The organism is Neisseria sp. HMSC067H09 (assembly GCF_001814135.1).
Classification (GTDB): domain Bacteria; phylum Pseudomonadota; class Gammaproteobacteria; order Burkholderiales; family Neisseriaceae; genus Neisseria.
The window spans coordinates 1-1224 of the sequence record NZ_KV814872.1; the positions used below are offsets into that span (position 1 = coordinate 1).

The 1224-nt window shown below is 41.3% G+C and carries 4 protein-coding genes; 3 read left to right on the forward strand and 1 reads right to left on the reverse strand.

Features of this window, described 5'->3' with window-relative positions:
* Positions 1-28: 28 nt before the first annotated feature.
* Positions 29-241, reverse strand: coding sequence for a hypothetical protein (locus HMPREF2954_RS02800; RefSeq protein WP_049227482.1), 213 nt, complete (start codon positions 239-241; stop codon positions 29-31).
* A gap of 155 nt (positions 242-396) precedes the next feature.
* Between HMPREF2954_RS02800 and HMPREF2954_RS02805 the strand changes: the two genes are divergently transcribed.
* The 3 genes from HMPREF2954_RS02805 (at position 397) to HMPREF2954_RS11385 (ending at position 1205) form a co-directional block, all read left to right on the forward strand.
* Positions 397-585: a hypothetical protein gene (locus HMPREF2954_RS02805; protein ID WP_070688988.1), complete on the forward strand. Its 189-nt coding sequence runs from the start codon at positions 397-399 to the stop codon at positions 583-585.
* A gap of 2 nt (positions 586-587) precedes the next feature.
* Positions 588-803, forward strand: coding sequence for a hypothetical protein (locus tag HMPREF2954_RS02810; RefSeq protein ID WP_070688989.1), 216 nt, complete (start codon positions 588-590; stop codon positions 801-803).
* A gap of 78 nt (positions 804-881) precedes the next feature.
* Entirely contained in the window at positions 882-1205 is a 324-nt protein-coding gene (locus tag HMPREF2954_RS11385) for a helix-turn-helix domain-containing protein (protein ID WP_082054490.1), read from the forward strand.
* Positions 1206-1224: the final 19 nt, after the last annotated feature.

Here is a 1224-nt window from a genome sequence, read left to right on the forward strand (position 1 = left end):
GGGGGGGGGATTATCCCAAGCCCCTAAATTACTCATCGATACACCCCAAATCTTTCTTAGGCACACCGTATGAAACAGACAAAGCTACACCCGCAGCCACCCACATTTCTGCACGAGACAAGGCTAAAACTTCAGATCGGAGATCAAAATAAAGCGTATGGAGCAAAATATCATGTTCACGACACTCAACCCGCCAGCCCGCCTTTTCCTGTATTACTTTTGCGCTACGTTGGTTTTTCATGTTTTGACCTTTTTACAACACATAACTGTTATTTGCATTCATGTATGCAATTTTGGTAATTGTATTCATGTATGCAAATATGCACAAGACAAGTATGCTTGTTAACAAGTAAAGCCTTGTTTTATATTTCATAAAAGTTTTAGGAAAAATGACGCATGAAATCACTGAGAATCAAAGAAGAGCAGGAAGAAAGCATTAGACGGCTTGCCATCAATGCCAATAAGAAACTGATACAGCTTGGGCGCGAACCGCTTAAGGACAGCGAGCTTGCCCATATCCTCCTAAACGAAGCCATCAAACGCGCCCACATCGGCGACGACGGCGAAATCACAATAAAGGATTGATGATGTGGAAAAAAGCGTTGAAAACGCTGCTTTTCATCCTTTGCCTGCTTATTAGTTGGTTTGTCGGATACGGATACGGAATGCAAGCAGAATATAATTGCTATAAGGACATCACATCTCCTCATCCAAGAATTTGCGAAGCTTTCACGGGAAAAAACCTTGGAGAACTTGGAGAATTTGAAATCATTGACCTTGAAACTGACGAAAAAACACAGTGAGCCTATGCTCAAATAGCGAGCCTTGTCTAATCATAGTAGTATTTAAATTACATGATTAAACAAGGCTTTGATTTTATTATGTTTACTCAAAAAGACTGGTTAGACTTGGCAAAAGGGCGCTTACGTATCAGATCCGATTATGCACTGTCAAAAAGATGGGATGTTTCAGCGTCTGAAGTATCTCAATACAGACGCGACAGACTACGTTTGCCGCTTGCCGTGATACTTGACATCGCCGAAGTCATGCGATGCGACCCAATGGAAATCATTACCGGACTTGAATACCGAAGATGTAGGGAGCAGGACAGGGAGCGGATAAAATCAGAACATTTCAGGCTAATGACTAAATCTAATTGGTACTTTAAAAATGCAGGAAATTTGCCATACAAAGGCGGACGATAGTCCAAATTCGTATAATGTA

Bases quoted from the DNA above. Each gene is read 5' to 3' on its own strand.
- HMPREF2954_RS02810 (WP_070688989.1), top strand. From the start codon at position 588: ATGTGGAAAAAAGCGTTGAAAACGCTGCTTTTCATCCTTTGCCTGCTT.
- HMPREF2954_RS02800 (WP_049227482.1), bottom strand. From the start codon at position 241: ATGAAAAACCAACGTAGCGCAAAAGTAATACAGGAAAAGGCGGGCTGG.
- HMPREF2954_RS11385 (WP_082054490.1), top strand. From the start codon at position 882: ATGTTTACTCAAAAAGACTGGTTAGACTTGGCAAAAGGGCGCTTACGT.
- HMPREF2954_RS02805 (WP_070688988.1), top strand. From the start codon at position 397: ATGAAATCACTGAGAATCAAAGAAGAGCAGGAAGAAAGCATTAGACGG.